Origin of the sequence: Sphingomonas sp. SORGH_AS_0870 (genome assembly GCF_031453175.1) — a bacterium.
GTDB lineage: Bacteria > Pseudomonadota > Alphaproteobacteria > Sphingomonadales > Sphingomonadaceae > Sphingomonas.
The window spans coordinates 3,708,961-3,732,771 of record NZ_JAVIYW010000002.1 but is presented as its reverse complement, the minus strand read 5'-3'; the positions used below and the strand labels follow the sequence as shown (position 1 = coordinate 3,732,771).

Genomic DNA, 23,811 nt, shown 5'->3' with positions numbered 1-23,811 from the left:
AGCTCGGCTTGGGGAGGGGGACCGCGCGGCATGGCCGCGTGGTGGAGGGGCAAGCCACGCGCAAGATAACCCCTCCCGAAAGTCCGTCATGACCCCACCCCCCGCCATCATCCTCGGCCTCGACCCCGGTCTCGGCACCACCGGCTGGGGGGTGATCGCGGCGGAGGGCAACCGCCTGCGCCATGTCGCCAACGGCCAGATCAAGACCGAGCCGTCGATGCCGCTCCCCCGCCGCCTGGCGAACCTGCACGCCGCGCTCTACGACGTGATCCGCCAGCAACAGCCCGACGGCGCGGCGGTGGAAGAGGTGCTGGGCAACAGCAACGCGCAGTCCACGCTGAAGCTGGGCCAGGCGCGCGGCATCGTCCTGTTGTCGGCGGCGCAGGCCGGGCTGATCGTCGGCGAATATCACCCGAGCATCGTCAAGAAGGCGACGGTCGGCACCGGCGGCGCGGACAAGAAACAGGTGCAGGCGATGGTCGGCCACCTGCTCCCCGGCGTGAAGCTGGCGGGGCCGGATGCGGCGGACGCGCTGGCGGTGGCGATCACCCATGCCCACCATCTGGCGAGCGCGCGGGCGATGCAGCGGCGGACTTCTGCTTTTTAAGGGGTGTGGTTCGCGCGAAGTCGCGATGGCGCGAAGAAGAAGAGGTTTGTTCGCGCGGAGGCGCAGAGGACGCAGAGATGGTTGGTATGCCGCGCCAGCGGCCCTCCTATCTCTACGGTTGATGGTATAGCCTGGGCTTCGCCCAACAGGACGCCGCCTCCGCGTCCTCCGCGCCTCTGCGCGAAAAACCTCTTCCTCTTCATTCTTCGCGCCATCGCGGCTTCGCGTGAACCCGTCCCACTAGCAACATCGGCGAGGGGCGTGACGAAACCCCCGTTTTGTTCTAATCCGTCGCCATGATCGCGCATCTCAAGGGACGTTTGGACTCCACCGGCATCGACCATGCGGTGATCGATGTCGGGGGGGTCGGCTATCTGGTCGGCGCCTCGGCGCGCACGCTATCCTCGATCGGCCCGGTGGGCGAGGCGGCGATGCTGCATACCGAGATGCTGGTGTCCGAGGATTCGATCCGCCTCGTCGGTTTCGCCAGCGCGGACGAGCGGGACTGGTTCCGATTGCTGACCGGGGTGCAGGGCGTGGGGTCGCGGGTGGCGCTGGCCATCCTGTCGGCGCTGGAGCCCGCCGACCTGATGCGTGCGATCGCCAGCGGCGACAAGGCGATGGTCGCGCGCGCCAATGGCGTCGGGCCGAAGCTGGCGCAGCGGATCGTGATGGAGTTGAAGGACAAGGTCGGCGGCATCGTCCTGGCGCCCGGATCGGGCGGCGGTGCGGCGACCCCGGTCGGGGCGGGCGCGGATGCGGTGTCGGCGCTGCTCAACCTGGGCTTCCGCCCCGCCGAGGCAAGCGCGGCGGTGGCTTCGGCCGAGGAGGAACTGGGCGCGGGCGCGACCCTCGATGCGCTGGTGCGGCTGGCACTGCGCAAGGCGGCCAAATAGGGGCGGGGGGCGCCCCTTAATCCAGCAACCCCGGCGGCTCGCGTCCCGCGAAATGCGCCTCCAGATTGGCGACCACCATCGCCGCCATCTCGGCCCGCGCTTCGCGCGTGGCGCTGCCCTGATGCGGGGCGAGCACGACATGGTTCATCCGGCGCAGCGCATAGGGCACGTCGGGTTCCTCGGCGAACACGTCCAGCCCCGCACCCGCGATCCGGTGCGCCTCCAGCGCGGCGATCAGCGCCTCCTCGTCGATCAGGCTGCCGCGCGCGATATTGACGATCACCCCCTCTGGCCCCAGCCGGTCGAGCATCGCCGCATCGACCAGATGGTGCGTGTCCGCCCCGCCCGGCGCGGCGAGGATCAGCACGTCGCTCTCCGCCGCCAGCTGCGCCGGGTCGGGGACGAATCGCCAGGATACGGGCTTGGCCGAGCGGGCGGTGTAGAGGATTTCGCTGGCGAAGGGCTCGGCGCGCCGGGCGATCGCCTGGCCGATCCGGCCCAGCCCGAAGATGCCGATCCGTCGCCCGCTCGCGCGTCGGCCCAGCGGAACCGTCCAGTTGCCCATCCGCATCGCCCGGTCGTTGGCGGCGACCCGGCGCTCGACCGCTAGCCACAGCGCGATCGCCTGGTCGGCGACATCCTCGGTCAGCGCATCGGGGGTGATCGCGATGCGGATGCCGCGCGCGGCCACCGCCTCTCGGTCGATCCGGTCATGGCCGACGCCGTGCACCGCGATGATCTCCAGCGCGGGCAGCCGGTCGAGCAGCGCCTGGTCCACCGTCATCATCCCGCCGCCGACGATCGCGCGGGTCGAGGGCGGGGCGTCGTCGCGATGAAGCTGAAAGCGCTCGGCAAGCGCCAGTTCCAGCGCGGGCGGAATGGACGTGGCCAGGAAGAGGTCGTGCGGCATGCCCGCCAGTCTAGCGCGATTTGCGGCGAAAGTCCGCCACATGAGGCAAGCGCAACGGGCTGGGTCGCGCGGCCGGTGACGCCATGGCTGTCCCTGTCGGCCACAGGCTGCTATGTTCGTGCAATGTTCGCCGTTTCTGCCTTTCTTCCGCTGCTCGACAGCCACGCCGTCCAGCCGCTAGGGCGCGTGTCGTGACCGACCAAGACCGTCTTCTGTCCGCCAGCCGCCGTCCCGAGGATGTCGACGCCGCGCTTCGCCCCAAGAGCCTGGACGAGTTTGTCGGCCAGCAGGCCGCGCGCGACAATCTGCGCGTCTTCATCCAGGCGGCGAAGGGGCGCGGCGACGCGCTGGACCATGTGCTGTTCTTCGGCCCGCCGGGGCTGGGCAAGACGACGCTGGCGCAGATCATCGCGCGCGAGATGGGGGTGGGGTTCCGCGCGACCTCGGGCCCGGTCATCGCCAAGTCGGGCGACCTCGCCGCGCTGCTGACCAATCTCGAGGATGGCGACGTCCTGTTCATCGACGAGATCCACCGCCTGCAACCCGCGGTCGAGGAAGTCCTCTACCCCGCGATGGAGGACCGCGTCCTCGACCTGATGATCGGCGAGGGGCCGTCGGCGCGCTCGGTACGGATCGACCTGCCGCGCTTCACGCTGGTCGGGGCGACGACGCGCCAGGGGCTGCTGACCACGCCCTTGCGCGATCGCTTCGGCATCCCGGTCCGCCTGCAATTCTATACGGTCGCCGAACTGACCCGCGTCGTGACCCGCGCCGCGCGGCTGCTCGACCTGCCGATCGCCGAGGACGGCGCGGTCGAGGTCGCGCGCCGGTCGCGCGGGACGCCGCGTATCGCGGGGCGGCTGCTGCGCCGGGTGCGCGACTTCGCGACGGTGGCGGGGCATGAGATCGTTCATGCCGCCGCCGCCGACCAGGCGCTCAACCGGCTGGAGGTCGACTCGCTGGGGCTGGATGCGATGGACCGGCGCTATCTGACGATGATCGCCGATGTCTATCGCGGCGGCCCGGTGGGGGTGGAAACGCTCGCCGCCGGACTGTCCGAGCCGCGCGACACGATCGAGGAGGTGATCGAGCCCTATCTGATCCAGCTCGGCCTGCTGGCGCGGACGGCGCGGGGGCGTATCCTGAATGCGGGCGGATGGAAGCATCTGGGGCTGAACCCGCCGGTGGGGTCGCAGGACGGGTTGTTCGACGCCTGAGGGGCGGGCAGGACCTTTCGAAAAGGACCCCCGCCGGTCAGACGACCGGCAGGGGCCAGGCAGGGTATAACTCGGCTCGACCCTCGGTCGGCTGGACCGGGCGGGAGTGTCGTCGCCATCCTGCATGATCGGCAGGCCATCCGGAGAAGCCGGGCCGCCGCCATCCAACGAAGCCTTGCCGCATCGGTTTCGTTGATCCCGTCGAACAGATGGAAAACGCCTGGCATAGTATTATGCGGTTAATACACTTGAACCGCGCGGCCATCCCCTCCACACTAGGCGGCGAGGTATTTGGAGACGCGTAATGGCCACGACCGCCGAGACTGTGACCGGGGAAAAGGGGCTGACCCTGACACCGCCCGATCCCGTGCCGACGGTGGCGCCGTCCCAGGCCGCGGGGCTGGTCCCGGTCGACGACAAGACCCGCAGCCAGCTGGAGCAGAAGGTCGACGGCTTCGTCGCCGAACTGATCGCACAGGACGTCAACAGCCCCGAATTCGGCCGCCGCGTCGATGCGATCACCGCCATGGGGCAGAAGGAAATTCGCGAGGCCGCCAGCCAGTCCAACCGCTTCCTCGACCGCCCGGTCAAGGCGATGGACGGCGAGACCGGGGTAGGCAAGGACCTGACCGAGTTGCGCCGCGTGGTCGAAAGCCTCGATCCCGGTCGCCAGGGCAATCTCTCCGCCCCGCGCAAGCTGCTGGGCATCCTGCCCTTCGGTAACAAGATGCGCGACTATTTCGACGGCTATCGCTCGTCCCAGACGCATATCGCCGCGATCCTGAAGAGCCTGGCCTCGGGCCGCGACGAACTGCTGATGGACAATGCCGCGATCGATACCGAGCGGGCGAACCTGTGGTCGGCGATGGGGCGGCTGGAGCAGATGATCCATCTGTCCAAGACGATGGACGCCAAGCTGGAGGATACGGCCAACGAGCTGGATCACACCGATCCCGCCAAGGCCAAGGCGATCCGCGAGACCGCACTCTTTTACACGCGCCAGCGAACGCAGGACCTGCTGACCCAGATGGCGGTCACGGTGCAGGGCTATCTGGCGCTCGATCTGGTCAAGAAGAACAATGTCGAGCTGGTGAAGGGCGTCGACCGCGCCTCGACCACCACCGTCTCCGCGCTGCGCACCGCGGTCACCGTGGCGCAGGCGCTGGCCAACCAGAAGCTGGTGCTCGACCAGATCACCGCGCTCAACTCGACCACCGCCAACATCATCGATTCGACCGGCAAGCTGCTGCGCAGCCAGACCGCGCAGATCCATGAGCAGGCGGCGGCCTCGACCATCCCGCTGGAGACGCTGCAACGCGCCTTCCAGAATATCTATGACACGATGGACGCGATCGACAGCTTCAAGCTGAAGGCGCTCGATTCGATGAAGACCACCGTCACGACGCTGGGCAACGAGGTCGAGAAGTCGAAGGGCTATATCGCGCGGGCCGAGGGGGCGCAGAACCCGCAACTGACCGGCGGCGCATCGTCGTCGTTCAAGCTGGAGGCGCTGTAAGGTCGTGACCACACCCCGCTCGAACGAGGTCGATGCCCAGATCGAGCGTGCGCGCGAAGTGATGGCGCGCATCTCGCAGGATTATCGCGGGTCCGCGCAGCAGACCGTCAAGCGGGTGCGCCGCCGCGCGCGCTCGGCCCTGCAACGCGTGATCCTGATCGCGGTCGCCAATGCCGTCATCCTGATCGCGGCGATGGTGACCGGGCTGATCCTGCCCGGCGGCATCGGCATTTTCGGGGCGCTGGCGGCGATGATGCTGATGATCGCGGTGACGCTGGCGATCGCCTTGGCCCCGGCCGCGCGCGCGCCCAGCCCGGCCAGGCTGGCGCAGGTCGATATCAAGGCGCTGCCCGCCCAGACCGAACGCTGGCTGGAGGCGCAGCGCCCCTTGCTGCCCGCGCCCGCCGTGCAACTGGTCGACCGGATCGGCCAGCGGCTCGACACGCTGTCGCCGCAGCTGGCCGGAGTCGACAACGATACCGCCGAGGCGATGGAGGTCCGCCGCCTGATCGGCGAGCAGCTGCCCGCCTTTCTGCGCGATTATGAGCGCGTGCCCGAGCCGCTTCGCCGGGTCGAGCGCAACGGGCGGACGCCGGATGCGCAGCTGGTCGACGGATTGAAGCTGATCGAACAGGAGATTGGCGACATGACCCAGCGTCTGGCCCAGGCCGATCTCGACAGCCTGTCGACGCGCGGACGCTTCCTGGAAATGAAATATCGCGAGGAAAGAGCGGAATGATCCGGCGCGCGGCGGTGGTGGTGTTGATGATGCTCTCCACCGCCGCGACGGCGCAGGACGGGCCGAGCAAGGCGGATTTCGCGGTCGCCAGCGCTGCGGGGGATCGGCTCGATACCGGTCGTTATCTGGACGCGGCCGAGGCGTTACGTCCACTGGCTTTCGATGCGGCGGGCAAGCCTAAGGCTGGCTTTGTCCACGATCAATGGGCGGAACTGTACACGTTGATGACCGCTGAGCCGGTCGATCCGGAGCCGTCCCCTGCCGAGGACGCAGAGGCCAAGGCCATGGCGGAGCGCGTGGCGGGGGCGACCTTGCGGGATGCGATTTCCGAGATCGTTGCGCGTGCCGCCAAGACCCGTGTGGTCATTCTCAACGAAAATCACGGACTCCCACGCGATCGTGCCTTCGCGCTAGAGGTAGCGCGGGCGCTTCAACCGCTGGGCTATTCCGTCCTGGCGGCGGAAACCTTCATGGTCGGCGACAAGGGCGTCGCCATGTCGAAGCTGGCCAAGCAGGGCTATCCGATACAGAGGACGGGCTATTATACGCATGATCCCGTCTTCGGCGATTTCGCGCGCCAGTCGCTAGCGCTGGGTTATCGGCCGCTAAGCTACGAACAGACGGGCGAAGAGCGGGGGCAGCCGCGCGGCCGGGCCGAGAGCATCGCCCGGCGCGAGGAGGCGCAGGCCAATCATCTGGCCCAGGCGCTGGCCGCCGATCCCAAGGCAAAGTTCTTCGTCTATGTCGGTTTCAGCCATGTGACCGAGCAGCCAATCGATGATGGGGATGACGGCAAGAGCCAATGGATGGCGACGCGGCTGAAGGCCAAGACCGGCATCGATCCGCTGACCATCGATCAGACCAACTTAGGCCCGCTGATGGACGATTCCAACGGGCTGGCGCGACGCGCTCTGGCAGCCCGAAATGTGACGCGGTCGGTGGTGCTGTTCGACGGCGATCATCCCATGACGGTGGGCCAATATGCCGGTGCAGTGGACCTTCAAGTCTATCATCCTGTCACTCGCTGGGTGAAAGGCCGCCCCGATTGGCTCGCGGCAATGAACCGGCGGGCGATGGCGATCCCGGCGGGGTTCCTGCCCAAAAAGGGCGAGCGGTTGGTGCAGGCGTTCATTGCGGGCGAGAGCGACGATGCGATTCCGGTCGATCAGGTGCTGGTCCGCGCGGGCGAGGATGCGCCGTCGCTGATGGTGCCGGGGGACAAGCCGCTGCGGCTGGTGATGCGGGACCCGGCTCCGGCAAAGCCGTGACGCGGACGCCGCCGTCCCGTCTGCCCCACATATGAAAAGAGGCTGCCGGGACGTCATCGCGACGGCCCCGGCAACCCCTAAACATGGTCAGCGGCCGGAGAGCTCCAGCCCGGGAGACCATGCGGGCCTCATGACATCAGACACGGCCGTTGATTGGGGGAGAATACCCCCCGGACCGCATCCATCGATGTCAGAGACCGGCCCCCCGAACGAACTGAACCGACCCCCTTGCTGAACCATGAGACATCGGATCACCTCCTTTCGCTAGTGGATAGCCAACGCGCCCTTTCAAAGTGCGCAACCGCAATGTGCGTAGTCGAAAGTCGATAAACAAGACTTGTAATGCAACGATGTTTGGCCGAGCATCTTGCGCCCGCCAAACGGCAGGGACTCAGCCCCGACAATCCTCGATCACGCGTCCGATCTCGGCATAGGCGGGGATGACGAGTGGCACCTGGCCCGCCTGTTCCATCGTGAACCGCCCCCGGCTGAACGCCATGGCGTCGAGCAGCGGGTCGGCGGCGGGCAGCAGGATTTCCGCCCCCGTCGCGACGGCGCGCGCGGTCAATACCTTGGTCGTGCTGGAGGTGCGGACGGTGATGCTCCCGGCGACCGAGGCGGGGCGGTCCAGCCTGATCTGGCGGGTGCGCGGATCGCAGGTCAGCGCCAGCCGCGTGACCCCCGCCGTACCGAACACCGCGGTCGACCCTTGCGCGGTGCGCCGATAGCGCCAGTCGCCGGGCGTCAGCGGCCAATCGCGCCAGTCGGAGCCCAGCACGTGGCGCGGGGCGGGCGGCTGCGGAGCCGGGCGGGGCGTGTGACGGACCGGCGGAGCGGCCTCGGGGCGGGTGGCGGGGATACAGCCCGACAGGGCGGCCGCCGCGACCATCGTCGTGGCGAGGGGGGCAAGTGACAAGCGACGCATCGCCCCCAGCCTATGGGCGAGCATCAACTATCGCTCAACCCCGTGCTGCGGCAGGCCGTGCCGTTGCGGCGGGCACCGGAACCCGGCCTCGCCCTGGCGGGTTTGAAGGGCGATAAACGGAGGTTAAGAATGGCCGATCACGATACGCCGACCCTGATCCTGGTCCAGTCCAATGTTGCGGGCACGCTGAAGCTGGAGAGCCGCGACGGCGACACGATCGGCAGCGTCTATTCCTTCATGGTCCACAAGCGATCGGGCCGCGCGACGCATGCGGTGCTGGCGCTGGGCGGTTTCCTGGGCATGGGCAAGAGCTTTTACCCGGTGCCGTTCAGCCTGTTGCAGTTCGATCCGGTGAACGACCAATATGTCATCACCGTCGACCGCCGCCTGCTGGAAGGCGGTCCGAGCTGGGCCAATAACGCGCCGATCTTCGACCAGGCCTATGCCGATCGGGTGGCGGGCTATTATGGCGTGACGACGGAGAATCTCGACCTGGGGTGAGGGGCGGAAGCGCGGTTTGCGGGGGTTCCCCCGTATGCCCGCTTTGTTCGAATGCCCGAATAATGGCGATCGATACGCCCCGACGCCTTTCGCCCCGCGTTACCCGATAGCCCCTCTCCCGGCAGGGGGAGGGGTTGGGGAGGGGCTTAGGCCAAACAGGTCCAGCTTGGGTGAGGGGGCGAGCGAGCCCAGAGGCTCGCGCGCTCGCCCCCTCACCCAGCTCCGACTAAGCCTTTGCATTCGCAAAGGCCAAGTCTGCGCAACCCTCTCCCCTCTGTGAGGGGCGAGGGGAGGAAAAGGCACTGCGGAATGTCGCTCGGCCCTGACGCGACCTGGGGTTCCTGCAACATTCGCGTTAGGGTCACGAACAGTTCCGACCCTGAGCCCTTGCGGCGCGGGCCCTCCCCCATCCCCTCCCGCTTGCGGGAGGGGCGGGTTTGGGGAAGCGGGATGCGTGCCTCATGGGGCGTTTCACATGGGGCGGTTGCCCCTTGGGTCAGTTCGCCTTGCGCCCGCTCGCGAACTTCTTGCTCTTGCCGAACCGCGTCTTGCGCGTTCCCGGCTTGCCCTCGTTGGAGCGACCCATGATCGGGGCCTTCTGCTCATGGACGGGCAGGCCCAGTTCCTCATTCTCCAGCTGCCGGATCTCGTCGCGCAACCGGCCCGCTTCCTCGAATTCGAGGTCGGCGGCGGCCTTGCGCATCTTCTTTTCCAGTTCCTCGATATAGGCGCGCAGATTGTGGCCGACCATGTGCGGACGGTCCTCGTCGATCGGCACGGTCACCTGATCGCCCGACGCCACATGCGCAATGATGTCGCCGATCTGGCGGCGGATCGTCTGCGGCGTGATGCCGTGTTCGGCATTATAGGCCATCTGCTTCTCGCGACGCCGTGACGTTTCCGACATGGCGCGTTCCATCGATCCGGTGATCCGGTCGGCGTACAGGATCACGCGGCCATCGACGTTGCGCGCCGCGCGCCCGATCGTCTGGATCAGCGAGGTCTCGGAGCGCAGGAAGCCTTCCTTGTCCGCGTCGAGGATCGCGACCAGCCCGCATTCGGGAATGTCCAACCCCTCGCGCAGCAGGTTGATGCCGATCAGCACGTCATACACGCCCAGGCGCAGGTCGCGGATCAGCTCGATACGCTCCAGCGTCTCGACGTCGGAGTGCATGTAGCGGACCTTGATCCCTGCCTCGTGCATATATTCGGTCAGGTCCTCCGCCATCCGCTTGGTCAGCGTGGTGACGAGGGTGCGGTAACCGAGTTCGGTCGTCTTGCGCGCCTCGATGATCAGGTCCTGCACCTGTTCCTCGACCGGCTTGATCTCGACCGGCGGGTCGATCAGTCCGGTGGGGCGGATGACCTGTTCAACGAAGACGCCGCCGGTCTGCTCCATCTCCCAATTGCCGGGCGTGGCGGAGACGCTGACCGTCTGCGGGCGCATCGCGTCCCATTCGTTGAAGCGCAGCGGCCGGTTGTCGATCGCAGAAGGGAGCCGGAAGCCATATTCCGCCAGCGTGATCTTGCGCCGATGGTCGCCGCGCGACATGCCGTTGATCTGGCCGATGGTGACATGGCTCTCGTCCACGAACAGCACGGCGTTTTCGGGCAGATACTCGAACAGGGTGGGCGGCGGCTCGCCGGGCAGGCGGCCGGTCAGGAAGCGGCTGTAATTCTCGATGCCGTTGCAGCTGCCGGTCGCGGCGATCATCTCCAGGTCGAAATTGGTGCGCTGCTCCAGTCGCTGGCGTTCCAGCAGCTTGCCCTCGATCTCCAGCTCCTTCAGCCGCTCGGCCAGCTCGAACTTGATCGCCTCGACCGCCTGCTTCATCGTCGGGCCGGGCGTCACATAGTGGCTGTTGGCGTAGATTCGCACCGAGTTGAGATGCGCGACCTTCTTGCCGGTCAGCGGATCGAACTCGACGATCTCCTCGATCTCGTCCCCGAAGAACGAGATACGCCAGGCCGAATCCTCATAGTGCGAGGGAAAGATTTCGAGATTGTCGCCCTTCACCCGGAAATTGCCGCGCATGAAGGCGGCGTCGTTGCGCTTGTACTGGAGCGCGACCAGCTTGCGGATGATCTCGCGCTGGTCGACGCTCTGGCCTTTCTTCAGGTCGAAGATCATCGCCGAATAGGTTTCGACCGAGCCGATACCGTAAAGGCACGATACCGAGGCGACGATGATGACGTCGTCGCGCTCCAGTAGCGCGCGCGTCGCCGAGTGGCGCATCCGGTCGATCGACTCGTTGATCGAGCTTTCCTTCTCGATGTACGTGTCCGAACGGGGCACATAGGCCTCAGGCTGGTAATAGTCGTAATAGCTGACGAAATATTCGACGGCGTTGTTGGGGAAGAAGTTCTTGAACTCCCCATAGAGCTGCGCCGCCAGGATCTTGTTGGGTGCCAGGATCAGCGCGGGGCGCTGCAACTCCTCGATGACCTTGGCCATGGTGAAGGTCTTCCCCGAGCCGGTGACGCCCAGCAGCACCTGATCCTTGTCGCCCGCGCGCGCCGCCGCGGTCAGTTCCCGGATCGCGGCGGGCTGGTCGCCGTTCGGCGTATAGTCCGTCACCAGCTCGAACCGCTTGCCGCCTTCGGCCTTTTCGGGGCGCGACGGGCGGTGGGGGATGAAGCTGACCCCGGTTTCGGGCTCGTCTAGGGTGGTGCGGATCTGGATCGCCATGGATGCGAATATGGGTATCTGTTCCCGTTTCGTCACCCGTCGATCTGGGTTAGCATCGCGGAAAAACGCGAAAAGGGGATATCATGCGCCACGCCGCCGCTCTCTTGGTGACCGCTTCTCTGATGCTGGCCGCCGCGCCCGCGCTTGCCGAGCCCGATTATGCCGCCGCGGTGAAGGCGGATTACGACCGCGATCTGGGCAAGCTCTGGGACTGGTTCCACCGCAACCCCGAACTGTCCTTTCGCGAGGTGAAGACCAGTGCGCGCATGGCCGCCGAGCTGCGCGCGGTGCCGGGTATGGTCGTGACCGAGAAGGTCGGCGGGACCGGCGTGGTCGGCGTCCTGAAGAACGGCGCGGGGCCGGTCGTGCTGCTGCGCGCCGACATGGACGGCCTGCCGGTCGAGGAGAAGTCAGGGCTCGCCAATGCCTCGACCGTGCGACAGGTGGGCGTGGACGGGGTGGAGGCGCCGGTGATGCACGCCTGCGGCCATGACACGCACATCACCGCGATGGTGGCGACCGCGCGGCGGCTGGCGGCGCTCAAGGATCGCTGGCGGGGCACGGTGGTCTTCATCGTCCAGCCCGCCGAGGAACGCGTCGGCGGGGCGAAGGCGATGGTGGCGGACGGGCTCTATAGCCGCTTCCCCAAGCCCGATTATGCGGTCGCCTTCCATGTCGATGCCGAGCGCGCGGCGGGCACCGTGTCGGCGTCGGAGGGCATCCAGTACAGCTCGTCCGATTCGGTCGACATCACGGTGCCGGGCATCGGCGCGCACGGGGCGAGCCCGCATATGGGCAAGGACCCGGTCTATATGGCCTCGCAACTGGTCGTGGCGCTCCAGGGGCTGATCAGCCGCGAGCAGCAGCCGCTCAAGCCCGGCGTCATCACGGTCGGCTCCTTCCATGCCGGGTTGAAGCACAACATCATCTCCGACCAGGCGAAGCTCCAGGTAACGGTGCGCGCCAATGACGAGGCGGAGCGGGCGCGGCTGCTGGCGGGTATCAAGCGGGTCGCGCGCGGGGTGGGCGAGATGAACGGCATGCCCGAGGACAAGATGCCGGTCGTGACCGTGACCGAGGGGACGCCGACCACGATCAACGACGCCGCGCTGGCCAAAAGGCTGAACGCGGTGATGGCGGCGACCTTCGGGGCGGATCATGTCACGCCGTTCGAGCAGAAGGGGATGGGGGCGGAGGACTTCGCCTATCTGGTCCAGCCGGACAGTGGGGTGCGCGGCTATTATCTGTCGGTCGGCGGCACGCCCGCCGCGGCGCTGGCGGCGGCGAAGGCGGGTGGGCCCGCGATCGCGTCGCACCATTCGCCCCAGTTCAGGATCGCGCCCGAGCCCTCGATCGTGACCGGCGCGGTGGCGACGACGGCGGCGATCCTCGATCTGTTGAAGCCGGGGGCGACGGCGTCGCTCTGACCCGTCGGCGTGGAACAGGGCGGTCGTCGCGCGGCCGCCCGCCCGTATCGCGACGCTGCGGCTGGATCAGCGACGGCGGCGTGCGACGCGGGCCTGCCACAGCATCAGCAGCGGGACGACGCCCAGTTCCATCGCCAGCCCCAGACGATGGCCGGTCGAGGGCGCGCCGACGATCGCCCAGGACAGCGCCCGCGCCATGCCGCCCGCGATCACCAGCGCGCCCAGCAGGCGGAAGCGCGCGCCCTTGCGCTCGATCGCGGGCACGCAGGTGACGAAGGCGAGCCCCAGGCCCAGGAAGATGCCCGAGACATAGCGGAACTGGCTGTCCAGATCGGCCGGGATCGACGGCGCATGGCCCAGCCAGCCGGGCCCCCTGACGACGCTGATCCCCCCGATCGACAGCGGCACCAGACAGGCGATCGCAACCACCGCCTGCAGCGCGCGACGCTCGGCGATCAATCCAGTATCTCCTTGCGGACATGGATCGCGCGCAGCGAGATGCGCACCTCGACCATGAAGGCGATCAGGCACAGCGTCAGCAGGCTGACCGACAGGATGAAGGCCAGCGCGATCCAGGTGCCGATATGGAATTTGCCCAGATTGGCGATGAACAGCACCGCGATCACGATGCAGGCCATGACCGCGCTCGACACCGCCAGGAACAGCGCGGCGTTGATGATCGACATGCGCCGGTCGAGCAGCCGCAACTCCCATTTGTGACGCAGCAGGTCGGGGCCGTGATCGATCTTGTGGATCATCATCTCCAGCCCGCGCGCCCGGTCGATCACCCGCGCCAGCCGCCCCGCCAGGACGTTCAGCAGCTGTCCGATGGCGGCGAGCAGGAAGACGGGGGCCAGCGACAGCTGGATGGTCTGGGCGATGGTGGCGACGGCGGGAAGGGTAGGCATGTCCGCGAAATGGTGGCGTGTCGTGCGCGGTCGGGCAAGGGGGAAGTGCTGCCCCGCCACGGGGCTGCCCGTCACCGAATTCGCGGAGGAACCTTTCGGGCGATCAGCCCTTGGCCAGCATCTTTTCGGCGCTGGTCTTCACGAACTCGCCGATCGACCCCGCCATCATCGACAGCATCATCGGGATGGTGACGGTGCCGGTGATCGCACGGTCGGCGACCGCCATGTCGGCCTTCACCGTCTGTCCCATCGCGATGATGGTCAGCATCAGCCGGTCATCGGCGACCCATTCCGAGGAGACCTGTCCGCCGCCGGGAATCTTGGATTCCAGCTTGGGCAGGCCCTGCTCGATCCGGCGGCGCGCCTCGGCATGGCCCAGTTCGTGGGGGATGTCGAAATTGACCGATGCCATGGCGCAAATCCTCTCGTCCGGTGAACGGGCGGAGTGGCGGCGCTTTACGTGAACGTCAAGCGGCGAACGGCAAATTATTCAGATCGTTAGGCTGATGCACGGTCGGGGAGAATGGAGCGGGTAACGGGAATCGAACCCGTGTATTCAGCTTGGAAGGCTGCTGCACTACCATTGTGCTATACCCGCTCAGATCCAGCGCCGCTATCGACCCTAGCCGATCGGCGGGGATGGTGGAAGGGACTGGATTCGAACCAGTGTACGCTCACGCGGGCAGATTTACAGTCTGCTGCCTTTAACCACTCGGCCACCCTTCCGGGGTGTCACTCCATCGGAGCGAGGCGCGCCAAATGCCGAAGCAAAGCACGGCTGTCAACGCCGTTTTGCGGGTTTTTTGGCCGGAATGTGCGATCACTCGCTTGCATCGCCCGGGACCGGGACATAGCCTCTGTCCCATATCAGTTACCTGGGGGTTTTCATTTCGATGCGCGTTTCCCTGCTCGCCGCCGTCGCGGCGGCCGCCCTGTTGCCCGTCACCGCCGCCTCCGCCCAGGATCGTGCCGCCGCCAACCGGATCATCGACGAGGGCATGAATCACAGCCAGGCGATGCAGACCGCCCAGCATCTGACCGACGTGATCGGCCCGCGCATGACCAACAGCCCCGCGATGCGCACCGCCGAAGCCTGGACCGCCGGGCAATTCGCCAAATGGGGGCTGAAGAACGTCCATAAGGAAGGTTTCGCCTTCGGGCGCGGCTGGTCGATCGAGCGGGCGAGCGTGCGGATGGTCTCGCCCCGCCCGTTGCAGCTGACCGCGATCCCGATCGCCTGGACGCCCGCCACCAACGGGGCGGTGACCGCCCCGGTGATCGTCGCGCCGATGAAGCGTGAGCGCGACTTCGACAAGTACCGGGGCCAGCTGCGCGGCAAGATCGTGATGGTGTCGCTGCCCGGCGCCGGCGATGAACCCGGCACCGCGCCCTTCCGCCGCCTGTCGGGCGAGGACATCGCCAAGCTCGACCTCTATGTCCAGCCCGAGCATGATCCCGAAAGCGCCGACCGCCGGATGAAGCGGCTGGACTTCGCGCAGAAGCTCGACGCCTTTCTGAAGGCCGAGGGCGCGGTCGCCTATGTCACGCAGAGCTATCGCGACGGCAAGCTGCTCCATGGCGAGGGCTATCTGTTCGGACGCGGCGAGACGCCCGCGGTGCCGGGGATCGAGCTGGCCGCCGAGGATTATCGCCGCCTCGCACGGCTCGCCAAGGTCGGCCCCGCGCCCACCATCGAGGTGCTGAGCGATGTGCGGTACGATGACAGCGACGAGAACGCCTATAACATCATCGCCGAAATTCCCGGCACCGATCCCAAGGCGGGCTATGTGATGGCGGGCGCGCATCTCGACAGCTGGGTCGCGGGCGACGGCGCGGCCGACAATGCGGCGGGCAGCGCGATGGTCATGGAGGCCGCGCGCATCCTGGCTGCTACCGGCCAGCGGCCCCGGCGGACCATCCGCTTCGCGCTCTGGTCGGGCGAGGAGCAGGGCATTCTCGGCTCGATGGCCTATGTCGAGCAGCATCTGGCGACGCGCGGGCGGCCGGGCGATGCGCCGCAGACGGGCCTGAAGCGCTATTATGGCTGGACCAATCGCTGGCCGATCACGCCCAAGCCGGGTTACGGTGACCTCGCCGCCTATTTCAACATCGACAATGGCTCGGGCAAGCTGCGCGGGCTCTATGCCGAGAACAATCCGGCGGCGGTGCCGATGCTGAAGGAATGGCTGTCGCCCTATGCCTCGATGGGGGCGGGCAATGTCGTCCAGCGGACGACGGGGGGCACCGACCATGTCTTCATGCAGGCGGTCGGCGTGCAGGGCTTCCAGTTCATCCAGGACCCGCTGGACTATGGCAGCCGCATCCATCACAGCTCGGCCGACACCTTCGATCATTTGAAGGGGGAGGATATGCGCCAGGCCTCGGTCGTGCTCGCGGGGGTCTTGCTCGCGGCGGCGAATGCGGACAAGGCGTTGCCGCGTCCGCCGGTGCCGACCGAACCGGCATCGACCAACCCCTTTGCATATACGGATACCGACGACTGATGGCACGCCGAGGACATCGCCCCAGCCAGGCTTCTTCCAACCGCCCGCGCTTCTGGGGGCGGCATGCGGTCACGGCGGCGCTCGCCAACCCCAACCGCACCGTGCGCAAGATCTGGGGCACGCGCGAGGCGCTGGCCGCGCTCGACCTGCCGCCGGTGGTGCCGATCACCTATGCCGATGTGGCCGATCTGGGCCGCCTGGTCCCCGCCGACGCGCCGCACCAGGGCCTGGTGGCGGAGGTCGATCCGCTGGAGGACATGTGGCTGGGCGATCTGCTGCACGAGGGGCAGGACGACCGGCGGCCGCTGGTCGTGCTCGACCAGGTGACCGATCCGCACAATGTCGGCGCGATCCTGCGCTCGGCCGCCGCGTTCGACGCGCTGGGGATTGTGACCCAGGACCGGCACGCGCCGCCCGAATCGGGCACGGTCGCGCGTTCGGCCAGCGGGGCACTGGAGACGGTGCCGTGGATCCGCGTCGTCAACCTCGCTCGCGCGCTGGAGGAGATCGCGGAGGCGGGCTTCTGGCGGATCGGCTTGACCGGCCATGCGAACCAGACGCTGGCCGAGGCGATGGGCACGCAGCGCATCTGCATCGTGCTGGGCGCCGAGGGCGAGGGAATGCGCCAGAATACCGAGGCGCATTGCGACGAGCTCGCCAAGCTGCCGATCAGCCCGAAGGTGGAGAGCCTGAACGTCTCCAACGCGGCGGCGATCGCCCTCTACGCGGTGGCGGCGCGGTGATGTCTTGGGGCGGCGGGTCTGGTCCTGCCGCCTTTTTTTGCGCGCGGAGCGGATCGTTGTCGACGGCGGAGCGTGGCCTTCGACTGCGCTCAGGCTGAACGGATGTTGGTATGGGTGGCTATGATCCCCAAACTCCGTTCAGCCTGAGCGAAGTCGAAGGCCACGGGTTTCACGCGGAGACGCGGAGATGTCCGGCTCCGGGTGATCGAAGCCCGCCATCATGACCGGCAGACTTTGCGACGGCCTGAGGGGATGGAATGGCCTCGCGGCCAAACCCATCATCTCCGCGTCTCCGCGCGAACAAAAAAGGCGGGGCCGAAACCCCGCCCTCGACGTTCACGCGCAATGCGCCGTCAGTCCTCCGCCGCGATCCGCACCCGCATCCCGTCCTGTGCCGCGCCGAAGGGCAGCTGGCACGACAGCCGCGAGGTCGCGTCGCGCTCGCTGGTCGAATCGAGCAGATCGTCCTCGTCCGGCCCGATCGCGGGCAGCGTGCCGGCGAATTCGGGATCGACATGGACATGGCAGGTCGCGCACGAGCAGCACCCGCCGCACAGCGCCAGCAATTCGTCGACGCCTGCATCGCGGATGACTTCCATCACCGACAGACCGGCCTCGCCGTCGATTTCGCGTTCTTCCCCGTCGCGGGTCACGACGATAAGCTTGGGCATGTCCATTCTCCTTGTCGGCCCTGATGTCGAAAGCGCCTCTGCCGGGCCTGAACGCGCGGATCAAGCATCATGGGGCTGAGCGCCGAACAGATTCGCGAAAGTCTCGACGCGCTGGCCGCTGCCGAGCCCGCCATCGCCGCGGCCGTGGCGCGCATCGGCTATCCCGAGCCGCGTATCCGCGCGCGCGGCTATGCCACGCTGGTCCGCACCATATTGGGCCAGCAGGTCTCGGTCGCCTCGGCGGATGCGCATTGGCGGCGGCTGCACGAATTGCTGGGCGATGCGACCGATCCGACCCGGATGCACGGCATCACCGACGAGGCGCTGCGAGGCGCGGGCATCTCGCGCCAGAAGGCGGGCTATCTGCGCAGCCTGGCCGAAGAGGTGACGAGCGGCCGCCTCGATCTGGCCAATCTGCCCGAGGATGACGAAGAGGCGATCGCGCAACTGGTCGCGGTGAAGGGCATCGGCCGCTGGTCGGCGGAGGTTTATCTGCTGTTCGCCGAGGGGCGGACCGATATCTGGCCCGCCGGGGATCTGGCGGTGCAGATCGAGATGGGTCGGATCCTGGGCCACGACACGCGGCCCTCGGAAAAGCAGGTGCGTGCTCTGGCGGAAGCGTTTCGCCCCCATCGCAGCGCCTTGGCGATCTTCACCTGGCATCATTATGGCGCGGGCGCGGATGCGGCCCCGGTCTGAGGAAAAGGCGGGTCGACGGCATGCCCGGAATGAGCAACCGTTGAACCGCCGAAACAACATATCTTAAGTTTTGATTGGTATCAGGAGAGAGGGTGAGGAGCCAATCTCTTGAATATCAAAGAAAAGTGTCGAACGGGCGGCCTGTCCATAATGGCCATGCTGGTCGTGGGCGGGGGTGTGACCGGATTCGAGATCGACCGCATCCGGATCGGTGGCCCCCTGGCCGACGCCAATCAGGAGATCAGCGATCTTCAGGCGGATATCCTGCCGCCGCCCGCCTATATCATCGAGCCCTATCTGGAGGCGACGCTGCTCGTCCAGCATCCGGAAACGCTGCCCCGGCGCCGGGCCGCGCTGGCCATGCTGGAGAAGGATTTCCGGGCGAGCATCGCGCGCTGGCGGCGCTCGGCGATCGGCGACGGGCTGAAGCCGCTGCTCGTCGACCAGGCGGCGCGTCACGCCGACCGCTTCTGGACCGAGCTGGACGATGTGACGATCCCCGCCATCCAGCGCGGCGACCGCGCCGCGGCCGAGACCAGCTATGCCCGGCTGACCCAGGCCTATGCCGCGCATCGCCGCGACATCGACACGCTGGTCGCGTCCGTCACCCGGGCAAAGGGGCGTGTGACCGATGCCAGCCTGACGTCGCTGCACAGCACGATCGCGATCCTGGTGGCGCTGGGCCTGGTCATCGGCGCGCTGCTGGCGGGCGGGCTGGTCTATCTCATGCGCCGCGTGTTGGGGCCGGTCGGGGCGACCGCCGATGCGATGCGCCGGATGGCGGGCGGCGACCTGGCGCTGGCGCTCGACGGGGGCGAGCGCACTGACGAGATCGGGACCATGGTCTCGGCGGTCGAGGTGTTCCGCGTCGCCGCGCTGGCGCAGCGGACCAACGCCGACAAGCAGGAAATTGTGGTGCGCGAACTGGCCTGCGCGCTCGACCAACTGGGCGAAGGCAATATGACGCACCGGATCGGGAACACGCTGCCGGTGGAATATCGCGGGCTGGCCCTGTCCTTCGACGCGACGATGGAGCGGCTGACCCAGACGCTGTCGCGCGTCGCGGCGTCGGCGGGCCATGTCAGGACGGGGGCGACGGAGGTCCGCTCGGCGTCCGACGACCTGTCGCAGCGTACCGAGCAGCAGGCGGCCAGCCTGGAGGAGACGGCGGCGGCGATGGACGAGATCACCACCGGGGTCCGCGAGACGGCCGGGGGTGCGACGCGCGTCAACGCGGCCGTCACCGCCGCGCACCGCGACACGCAGGAATCGGGCAAGGTCGTCCGCCGCGCGGTCGATGCCATGGGGGCGATCGAACGCTCCTCGGGCGAGATTTCCGAGATCATCACGGTCATCGACGGCATCGCGTTCCAGACGAACCTGCTGGCGCTGAACGCCGGGGTGGAGGCAGCACGCGCGGGCGATGCGGGCAAGGGCTTTGCCGTCGTCGCCAGCGAGGTGCGCGCGCTCGCCCAGCGTTCGGCCGACGCGGCCAAGGATGTGAAGGAGCGTATCCAGACCTCGTCGTCGCAGATCGGCATGGGTGTCGGGCTGGTCAGCGAGGCGGGGCGCGCGCTGGAGGCGATTTCGGTACGGATCGAGGAGATTGCCGGGCTCGTCGCCGAGATCGCGACCTCGGCACAGCGCCAGGCGACCGGGTTGCAACAGGTGAATCTCGCGGTCGCCGACATGGACGGATCGACCCAGCAAAATGCCGCCATGGTCGAACAGGCCCATGCCGCCGCGCGTCATCTGGCGGCAGAGGCCGAGGGGCTGGCGCACGAGGTGGCGCAGTTCCGGCTGACGCGCGGGGACGGACCGGCGGTCCGGGCGCCCGCCGCCGCGTCGCGCCCGGTACTGGCGCTGGCGCGGGCCGGCTGACGGGGCGCGGGTTCGTGGGGACTGGCATCGCCGCGCATGCGCCCTTAAGTCCTGTGGCATGTTGACCCCCGAACAGGCCCGCGACCGGGCCGCCGATATCGTCGCCCGCGCCCGTGCCGCCGGAGCCGATGCCGCCGACGCCATCTTTGCTGCCGATGCCGCGCTGGAGGTGTCGGTACGGCTGGGCACGCTGGAGGATGTCGGACGGTCGGAAAGCGAGGAGCTGGGGCTGCGCGTGTTCGTCGGGCGGCGCTCGGCCAGCGTCTCGACCTCGGACCTGTCGGGCGATGCGATGGACCGCGCGGTCGAACGCGCGGTCGCGATGGCGCGCGAGGCGCCGGAGGATCGCTGGGCGGGCCTGGCGCCCGAGGAGCGGCTGCTGCACGGCGCGCCGCCGATGCTCGACCTGGACGATGGCGGCGAGGTCGCGCCCGAGGCGCTGCGCGCCGCCGCGCTCGCCGCCGAGGAAGCCGCGCGCGCGGTGCCCGGCGTGACCAATTCCGAAGGCGGCGGCGCCTCCGCCTCACGCATCGTCACCGCGCTAGCCACCAGCCATGGATTCGCGGCGGGCTATGCCGCCACCGGCTATGGCCTGTCGGTCAGTGTCGTGGCGGGCGAGGGCGCGGGCATGCAGCGCGATTATGCGCATCATGGCGCGCGCCTGCGTCGCCTGCTCGAAAGCCCCGAGGCGATCGGCACGCGCGCGGGCGAGCGGACCGTGGCGCGGTTGAACCCCGGCAAGCTGGCGAGCGGCGCGATGCCGGTGGTGTTCGATCCGCGCGTCGGATCGTCGCTGGTCGGGCATCTCGTCTCGGCGATCGCGGGGGCGGCGATCACGCGGCGGACCAGCTTCCTGCTCGACCGGCTGGGCGAGCGGGTGATGGCCGAGGGCATCCGTATCGAGGACGATCCGCACCGCCCGCACGGCCTGCGCTCGCGCCCCTTCGATGGCGAAGGGCTGGCGGTGTCGCCGACCGCGATCGTCGAGGACGGGGTGCTGGAGACCTGGCTGCTCGATTCCGCCTCCGCGCGGCAGCTGGGGCTGGAGCCGACCGGCCATGCCGCGCGCGGCACGGCGGGTGCGCCGGGCGTCTCGACCAGCAACCTCTATATGGCGGCGGGCCGGGTGCCGGTCGACACGCTGATCGGCGACATCGCCGACGGCGTCTATGTGACCGAGCTGATCGGCAGCGGGGTCAATCCCGTCACCGGCGACTATAGCCGGGGCGCGGCGGGCTTTCGCATCGTCGGCGGGCGGATCGCGGAGCCGGTTGCGGAGTTCACCGTGGCAGGCAATCTGAAGGATATGTTCCTCGCCATGACCCCGGCCCATGATCTGGAGTTCCGCTACGGCGTCAACGTGCCCACGCTGCGCATCAATGGAATGACGGTTGCCGGCGGCTGACCCGATCCCCGCCCGGGACCTGATCCCGGCGGTCGTGGCGGCGGCGCGCGAGGCGGCGGCGATGGCGCTCGCCCGCTGGCGCACCGATTTCCGCCAATGGGAAAAGACCCCCGGCAGCCCGGTGTGCGAGGTCGATCTGGACGTCGACCGGATGCTCCATGCCCGGCTGACCGCGCTGGTCCCCGATGCGGGCTGGCTGTCCGAGGAGACGGCGGACAAGCCCGACCGGCTGGCCGCGCGCCGGGTCTGGGTGGTCGATCCGATCGACGGCACGCGCGACTATATCCGGGGGCGCGAGGGCTGGGCGGTGTCGGTCGCGTTGGTCGAGGACGGGCGGCCGGTGATCGGCGTGCTGGCCGCCCCCGCGCGCGGCGAGCTGTGGCTGGCGCAGGCGGGGCAGGGTGCGACGCGCAACGGGCGCGCGCTGAGTGCGGGCTATTGCCGCCAGATGCCCGGTGCGCGGGTGCCGGTCGATGCGCTGCCCAAGGCCGATCGCGATCTGGTCGCCGTCTTCAAGCCCAACTCGATCGCGCTGCGCATCGCGATGGTCGCCGCCGACGAGGCCGATCTGGTCGCCACGCTGCGCTGGGGCAATGAATGGGACATCGCCGCCGCCGCGCTGATCGCGTCCGAGGCGGGGGCCGGGGTCGCCGATGCGCTGGGCCAGCCGCTGCTCTTCAACAAGCCCGATCCGCGCGCCTTTGGCGTCCTGGTGACGGCGCGCGGGCTTCAGGCTCCGGCGGTCGAACGGCTCGGCCCCCGCGCCCGCGAGGTCATCGTACCCCTCACCGGCTGAGCATCTGCTCGACCCATTCGGGCACCAGCTGCCCCGCCGGACCCAGGCGGCTTTCGTCGAACCAGCCGCTTCCCTCCGAGCGATCGAGGTTCAGCTCCAGCGTCGCCGCGCCATATTCGCGCGCCATCCGCACGAACCCGGCGGCGGGATAGACCGCGCCCGAGGTGCCGATCGACACGAACAGATCGGCCTCGGCCAGCGCCGCCTCGATCCGGTTCATGTGATAGGGGATCTCGCCGAAGAACACGATGTCGGGGCGAAGCGCGGGCGACGCACAGGCGGGGCAGGGGGAGCCCGGCGGCAGATCATCATGCCAGTCGAACCGCTCCTCGCAGCCCGCGCACAGGACCCGTTTCAACGCGCCGTGCATATGCAACAGCCGCTTCGCCCCCGCCCGCTCGTGCAGGTCATCGACATTCTGCGTGACGATCAGCAACTCGCCCGACCACGCCCGATCCAGCCGCGCCAGCGCCGCATGCGCCGCATTGGGCACGACATCGGCCAGCGCCGCCCGCCGCCGATCATAGAAAAGGTGGACAAGGTCTGGATCGGCGGCGAGCGCCTCGGGCGTGCACACATCCTCGACCCGGTGCCCTTCCCACAATCCGCCGGGGCCGCGAAAGGTGGCGATGCCGGACTCCGCAGAGATGCCTGCGCCGGTCAGGATGACGATGTTCGGGATCACGGTCATCTGAAAGAGAGTCCTTGCCATTGCCTGGGTGAAACGATCCAGCCTTAACGGTACAAGAGGTCGTTTTCAGTGCGGCGATCAACAGGATGCCACTCATCGCGAAGCCTTTGGCGGCAGGAGCGTCGAAATGCCCGGAGAGCCTTTTCATGGTACAGGCACGATGCCGAAATAATCGCCGCCCACGGCGTTGGTAAGGCATGGTCCCAGACTCCGGGCATCAGCCGCTCCTCCATCCTGATAGACTATCATGCAGTGTTGTCGGGCTGCGATGTAGGCATCGGGACGCTGACGGATCGCATCGAAAAAGGGCATGCCAAGTCTCTCGCCGCGGACAGCGGCGCGCGCATTGCTTTCGGCATGATTGGCCAGGATGAGTGCGAAATCCTGTGACGGCGGACATTGTGGATCACCACGTCGCTTTTGCCAACAGAACAGATAGGCCCGATCGCGCATCTTTTGAGTCGAACGCGACCACGTCGCGTCGGAGAGCCGCCAATCAGTCGTGGGACCATAGGTGGATCGTTTCTGCTCGGCGTGGAGTTGTTCTGCGGTTGGGGGCATCTCGCGTTTCCCACAGGCGATGAGCGGCAGGGGCAGCACTGCGATCATCAGCATCCTTATCGCGCGGTGCAAGATTGTTCGTCCCCGTCGCTATTCCGGGCAGTACCGGCTCTGCATCACAGATCATAGCATCGGCTCGGCGGACGGATTGGCAATAAAATTTTGCGCGACCCGCCGCACAAATGATCGTTGATCGGTTCTGCGATCGCTAACCGCCGGTTTCCACTCGCCCGGACCTGTGCCAAGGAAATTCGCAT

Annotated in this window: 23 protein-coding genes and 2 tRNA genes; 14 read left to right on the top strand and 11 right to left on the bottom strand. The window is 67.8% G+C overall.

What is annotated here, in order from left to right; translation table 11 throughout:
• The first annotated feature begins 88 nt into the window (after positions 1 to 88).
• Entirely contained in the window at positions 89 to 607 is a 519-nt protein-coding gene (gene ruvC / locus QE363_RS17370) for a crossover junction endodeoxyribonuclease RuvC (protein WP_309697292.1), read from the top strand.
• Positions 608 to 903: 296 nt separating this feature from the next.
• Entirely contained in the window at positions 904 to 1,503 is a 600-nt protein-coding gene (gene ruvA / locus QE363_RS17365; RefSeq protein ID WP_307100688.1) for a Holliday junction branch migration protein RuvA, read from the top strand.
• Between the two features lie 16 nt (positions 1,504 to 1,519).
• Here the strand turns inward: ruvA and QE363_RS17360 are convergent, their stop codons facing one another.
• A complete protein-coding gene (locus tag QE363_RS17360; protein ID WP_309698234.1) occupies positions 1,520 to 2,422 on the bottom strand; it encodes a 2-hydroxyacid dehydrogenase in 903 nt (300 codons plus the stop codon).
• Positions 2,423 to 2,604: 182 nt separating this feature from the next.
• On the opposite strand from QE363_RS17360, the gene ruvB reads away from it, so the two are divergent.
• The 4 genes from ruvB to QE363_RS17340 all read left to right on the top strand — a co-directional run bounded on the left by ruvB (position 2,605) and on the right by QE363_RS17340 (position 7,153).
• A complete protein-coding gene (ruvB, locus tag QE363_RS17355) occupies positions 2,605 to 3,630 on the top strand; it encodes a Holliday junction branch migration DNA helicase RuvB (protein WP_309697291.1) in 1,026 nt (341 codons plus the stop codon).
• A 304-nt stretch (positions 3,631 to 3,934) separates the two neighbouring features.
• Positions 3,935 to 5,146, top strand: a complete 1,212-nt coding sequence (locus tag QE363_RS17350) for a toxic anion resistance protein (RefSeq protein WP_309697289.1) — start codon at positions 3,935 to 3,937, stop codon at positions 5,144 to 5,146.
• Between the two features lie 4 nt (positions 5,147 to 5,150).
• Complete coding sequence (locus QE363_RS17345) at positions 5,151 to 5,885, top strand: hypothetical protein (RefSeq protein WP_309697287.1); 735 nt, start codon at positions 5,151 to 5,153, stop codon at positions 5,883 to 5,885.
• Positions 5,882 to 7,153 (top strand): hypothetical protein, encoded by a 1,272-nt coding sequence (locus QE363_RS17340; RefSeq protein WP_309697285.1) that lies wholly within the window; start codon positions 5,882 to 5,884, stop codon positions 7,151 to 7,153. The genes QE363_RS17345 and QE363_RS17340 overlap by 4 nt, the downstream gene beginning before the upstream one ends.
• A 391-nt stretch (positions 7,154 to 7,544) precedes the next feature.
• On the opposite strand, the gene QE363_RS17335 is transcribed toward QE363_RS17340, so the two are convergent.
• Entirely contained in the window at positions 7,545 to 8,078 is a 534-nt protein-coding gene (locus QE363_RS17335; RefSeq protein WP_309697284.1) for a hypothetical protein, read from the bottom strand.
• A 129-nt stretch (positions 8,079 to 8,207) separates the two neighbouring features.
• Between QE363_RS17335 and QE363_RS17330 the strand changes: the two genes are divergently transcribed.
• The gene (locus QE363_RS17330) at positions 8,208 to 8,579 is read left to right on the top strand and encodes a PRC-barrel domain-containing protein (RefSeq protein WP_309697282.1); all 372 of its coding nucleotides are present in this window, start codon (positions 8,208 to 8,210) and stop codon (positions 8,577 to 8,579) included.
• A 496-nt stretch (positions 8,580 to 9,075) separates the two neighbouring features.
• Here QE363_RS17330 and uvrB read toward each other — a convergent pair whose 3' ends face one another.
• Complete coding sequence (uvrB, locus tag QE363_RS17325) at positions 9,076 to 11,268, bottom strand: excinuclease ABC subunit UvrB (protein WP_309697280.1); 2,193 nt, start codon at positions 11,266 to 11,268, stop codon at positions 9,076 to 9,078.
• Between the two features lie 83 nt (positions 11,269 to 11,351).
• On the opposite strand from uvrB, the gene QE363_RS17320 reads away from it, so the two are divergent.
• Positions 11,352 to 12,695, top strand: a complete 1,344-nt coding sequence (locus tag QE363_RS17320) for an amidohydrolase (RefSeq protein WP_309697278.1) — start codon at positions 11,352 to 11,354, stop codon at positions 12,693 to 12,695.
• A gap of 66 nt (positions 12,696 to 12,761) precedes the next feature.
• Here the strand turns inward: QE363_RS17320 and QE363_RS17315 are convergent, their stop codons facing one another.
• From QE363_RS17315 to QE363_RS17295, 5 genes are all read right to left on the bottom strand, one after another.
• Positions 12,762 to 13,154: a DUF4345 domain-containing protein gene (locus QE363_RS17315; RefSeq protein WP_309697276.1), complete on the bottom strand. Its 393-nt coding sequence runs from the start codon at positions 13,152 to 13,154 to the stop codon at positions 12,762 to 12,764.
• On the bottom strand, positions 13,151 to 13,603 hold the full coding sequence (locus tag QE363_RS17310) for a DUF2721 domain-containing protein (RefSeq protein WP_307100671.1): 453 nt from the start codon (positions 13,601 to 13,603) through the stop codon (positions 13,151 to 13,153). The genes QE363_RS17315 and QE363_RS17310 overlap by 4 nt, the downstream gene beginning before the upstream one ends.
• A 103-nt stretch (positions 13,604 to 13,706) precedes the next feature.
• On the bottom strand, positions 13,707 to 14,015 hold the full coding sequence (locus tag QE363_RS17305) for a polyhydroxyalkanoic acid system family protein (RefSeq protein WP_309697274.1): 309 nt from the start codon (positions 14,013 to 14,015) through the stop codon (positions 13,707 to 13,709).
• A gap of 112 nt (positions 14,016 to 14,127) precedes the next feature.
• Positions 14,128 to 14,201, bottom strand: a tRNA-Gly gene (locus QE363_RS17300).
• A gap of 42 nt (positions 14,202 to 14,243) precedes the next feature.
• Positions 14,244 to 14,329, bottom strand: a tRNA-Tyr gene (locus tag QE363_RS17295).
• A 167-nt stretch (positions 14,330 to 14,496) separates the two neighbouring features.
• Here QE363_RS17295 and QE363_RS17290 point away from each other — a divergent pair.
• Both QE363_RS17290 and rlmB read left to right on the top strand, forming a co-directional pair.
• On the top strand, positions 14,497 to 16,107 hold the full coding sequence (locus QE363_RS17290) for a M20/M25/M40 family metallo-hydrolase (protein WP_309697272.1): 1,611 nt from the start codon (positions 14,497 to 14,499) through the stop codon (positions 16,105 to 16,107).
• Complete coding sequence (rlmB, locus tag QE363_RS17285) at positions 16,107 to 16,850, top strand: 23S rRNA (guanosine(2251)-2'-O)-methyltransferase RlmB (protein WP_307100665.1); 744 nt, start codon at positions 16,107 to 16,109, stop codon at positions 16,848 to 16,850. The genes QE363_RS17290 and rlmB overlap by 1 nt, the downstream gene beginning before the upstream one ends.
• A gap of 353 nt (positions 16,851 to 17,203) precedes the next feature.
• Here rlmB and QE363_RS17280 read toward each other — a convergent pair whose 3' ends face one another.
• Positions 17,204 to 17,521 (bottom strand): 2Fe-2S iron-sulfur cluster-binding protein, encoded by a 318-nt coding sequence (locus tag QE363_RS17280; RefSeq protein ID WP_267434059.1) that lies wholly within the window; start codon positions 17,519 to 17,521, stop codon positions 17,204 to 17,206.
• A gap of 69 nt (positions 17,522 to 17,590) precedes the next feature.
• Between QE363_RS17280 and QE363_RS17275 the strand changes: the two genes are divergently transcribed.
• From QE363_RS17275 to QE363_RS17260, 4 genes are all read left to right on the top strand, one after another.
• On the top strand, positions 17,591 to 18,220 hold the full coding sequence (locus QE363_RS17275; protein WP_309697267.1) for a DNA-3-methyladenine glycosylase 2 family protein: 630 nt from the start codon (positions 17,591 to 17,593) through the stop codon (positions 18,218 to 18,220).
• A 150-nt stretch (positions 18,221 to 18,370) separates the two neighbouring features.
• On the top strand, positions 18,371 to 20,101 hold the full coding sequence (locus QE363_RS17270; RefSeq protein WP_309697265.1) for a HAMP domain-containing methyl-accepting chemotaxis protein: 1,731 nt from the start codon (positions 18,371 to 18,373) through the stop codon (positions 20,099 to 20,101).
• Between the two features lie 58 nt (positions 20,102 to 20,159).
• Positions 20,160 to 21,506, top strand: coding sequence for a metallopeptidase TldD-related protein (locus tag QE363_RS17265; RefSeq protein ID WP_309697263.1), 1,347 nt, complete (start codon positions 20,160 to 20,162; stop codon positions 21,504 to 21,506).
• Complete coding sequence (locus QE363_RS17260) at positions 21,493 to 22,302, top strand: 3'(2'),5'-bisphosphate nucleotidase CysQ (protein WP_309697262.1); 810 nt, start codon at positions 21,493 to 21,495, stop codon at positions 22,300 to 22,302. The genes QE363_RS17265 and QE363_RS17260 overlap by 14 nt, the downstream gene beginning before the upstream one ends.
• Here QE363_RS17260 and QE363_RS17255 read toward each other — a convergent pair.
• Together QE363_RS17255 and QE363_RS17250 are read right to left on the bottom strand one after the other, a co-directional pair.
• Complete coding sequence (locus QE363_RS17255; RefSeq protein ID WP_309697260.1) at positions 22,292 to 22,993, bottom strand: NAD-dependent deacylase; 702 nt, start codon at positions 22,991 to 22,993, stop codon at positions 22,292 to 22,294. The genes QE363_RS17260 and QE363_RS17255 overlap by 11 nt on opposite strands.
• Positions 22,994 to 23,137: 144 nt before the next feature.
• On the bottom strand, positions 23,138 to 23,602 hold the full coding sequence (locus QE363_RS17250) for a hypothetical protein (protein WP_309697258.1): 465 nt from the start codon (positions 23,600 to 23,602) through the stop codon (positions 23,138 to 23,140).
• Positions 23,603 to 23,811 lie beyond the last annotated feature (209 nt).

What these genes read in the sequence shown, in the direction of transcription:
- ruvC (WP_309697292.1), top strand. Translation starts at nt 89, where the DNA reads ATGACCCCACCCCCCGCCATCATCCTCGGCCTCGACCCCGGTCTCGGC.
- ruvA (WP_307100688.1), top strand. Translation starts at nt 904, where the DNA reads ATGATCGCGCATCTCAAGGGACGTTTGGACTCCACCGGCATCGACCAT.
- QE363_RS17350 (WP_309697289.1), top strand. Translation starts at nt 3,935, where the DNA reads ATGGCCACGACCGCCGAGACTGTGACCGGGGAAAAGGGGCTGACCCTG.
- QE363_RS17340 (WP_309697285.1), top strand. Translation starts at nt 5,882, where the DNA reads ATGATCCGGCGCGCGGCGGTGGTGGTGTTGATGATGCTCTCCACCGCC.
- QE363_RS17335 (WP_309697284.1), bottom strand. Translation starts at nt 8,078, where the DNA reads ATGCGTCGCTTGTCACTTGCCCCCCTCGCCACGACGATGGTCGCGGCG.
- QE363_RS17330 (WP_309697282.1), top strand. Translation starts at nt 8,208, where the DNA reads ATGGCCGATCACGATACGCCGACCCTGATCCTGGTCCAGTCCAATGTT.
- uvrB (WP_309697280.1), bottom strand. Translation starts at nt 11,268, where the DNA reads ATGGCGATCCAGATCCGCACCACCCTAGACGAGCCCGAAACCGGGGTC.
- QE363_RS17320 (WP_309697278.1), top strand. Translation starts at nt 11,352, where the DNA reads ATGCGCCACGCCGCCGCTCTCTTGGTGACCGCTTCTCTGATGCTGGCC.
- QE363_RS17310 (WP_307100671.1), bottom strand. Translation starts at nt 13,603, where the DNA reads ATGCCTACCCTTCCCGCCGTCGCCACCATCGCCCAGACCATCCAGCTG.
- QE363_RS17305 (WP_309697274.1), bottom strand. Translation starts at nt 14,015, where the DNA reads ATGGCATCGGTCAATTTCGACATCCCCCACGAACTGGGCCATGCCGAG.
- QE363_RS17290 (WP_309697272.1), top strand. Translation starts at nt 14,497, where the DNA reads ATGCGCGTTTCCCTGCTCGCCGCCGTCGCGGCGGCCGCCCTGTTGCCC.
- rlmB (WP_307100665.1), top strand. Translation starts at nt 16,107, where the DNA reads ATGGCACGCCGAGGACATCGCCCCAGCCAGGCTTCTTCCAACCGCCCG.
- QE363_RS17280 (WP_267434059.1), bottom strand. Translation starts at nt 17,521, where the DNA reads ATGCCCAAGCTTATCGTCGTGACCCGCGACGGGGAAGAACGCGAAATC.
- QE363_RS17275 (WP_309697267.1), top strand. Translation starts at nt 17,591, where the DNA reads ATGGGGCTGAGCGCCGAACAGATTCGCGAAAGTCTCGACGCGCTGGCC.
- QE363_RS17270 (WP_309697265.1), top strand. Translation starts at nt 18,371, where the DNA reads ATGGCCATGCTGGTCGTGGGCGGGGGTGTGACCGGATTCGAGATCGAC.
- QE363_RS17265 (WP_309697263.1), top strand. Translation starts at nt 20,160, where the DNA reads ATGTTGACCCCCGAACAGGCCCGCGACCGGGCCGCCGATATCGTCGCC.
- QE363_RS17255 (WP_309697260.1), bottom strand. Translation starts at nt 22,993, where the DNA reads ATGACCGTGATCCCGAACATCGTCATCCTGACCGGCGCAGGCATCTCT.
- QE363_RS17250 (WP_309697258.1), bottom strand. Translation starts at nt 23,602, where the DNA reads ATGATCGCAGTGCTGCCCCTGCCGCTCATCGCCTGTGGGAAACGCGAG.